Source organism: Sphingomonas sp. 2378, from assembly GCF_038084995.1.
In the GTDB taxonomy this organism is placed as follows: Bacteria; Pseudomonadota; Alphaproteobacteria; order Sphingomonadales; family Sphingomonadaceae; genus Sphingomonas.
Map to the genome: position 1 here is coordinate 1 of NZ_JAXCMJ010000115.1, position 760 is coordinate 760.

The window sequence follows — 760 nt, forward strand, 5'->3', positions numbered from 1 at the left end:
TCGACGCCGCCGTGACGGTCGCCAGCGTGGCATCCTTGACGGCCCCGCCGTCATGCTCGACCCATACCAGCGTCTTCACTTGGCCACTCCCAGTGCTTTCAGTTTCTCGACCAGTTCGTCGACCGAGCCGACCTTGACGCCCGCCTGGCGCTTGCCCGGCTCGGCGACATGGGTGATCGTCAGGCGCGGGGCAACATCTACGCCGTAGTCGGCGGCGGCCTTGGTCGCCATCGGCTTGGATTTGGCCTTCATGATGTTGGGCAGCGAGGCGTAGCGCGGCTCGTTGAGGCGCAGGTCGGTCGTCACGATGGCGGGGAGCGTCAGCGCCACCGTCTCCAGACCGCCATCGACCTCGCGGGTGACGTTGGCGGTCTGGCCGTCGATCTCGACCTTGGATGCGAACGTGCCCTGCGCCCAGCCGAGCAGCCCGGCCAGCATCTGGCCAGTCTGGTTGTTGTCGCCGTCGATCGCCTGCTTGCCCAGGATCACCAGACCGGGCTGCTCCTCCTCGACCACCTTGGCGAGCAGCTTGGCGACGCCGAGCGGCTCGGGGGCCTGGTCGGCGGTGATCAGCACCGCCCGGTCCGCGCCCATCGCCAGCGCGGTGCGCAGCGTGTCCGCCGCCTTGGGCTCGCCGATCGAGACGACGACCACTTCCGCAGCCGCCCCCTTCTCCTTCAGCCGGATCGCCTCTTCCACCGCGATCTCGTCGAACGGGTTCATGCTCATCTTCACGTTCGCCAGATCGACGCCCGTCCCG

Annotated in this window: 1 protein-coding gene; it reads right to left on the reverse strand. The window is 68.3% G+C overall.

The genetic code is table 11. The features are described from left to right. Nucleotides 1–75: 75 nt before the first annotated feature. Nucleotides 76–760 (reverse strand): electron transfer flavoprotein subunit beta/FixA family protein (locus SM191_RS19535; protein ID WP_341507654.1); only part of this gene is annotated, 685 nt, incomplete at its 5' end.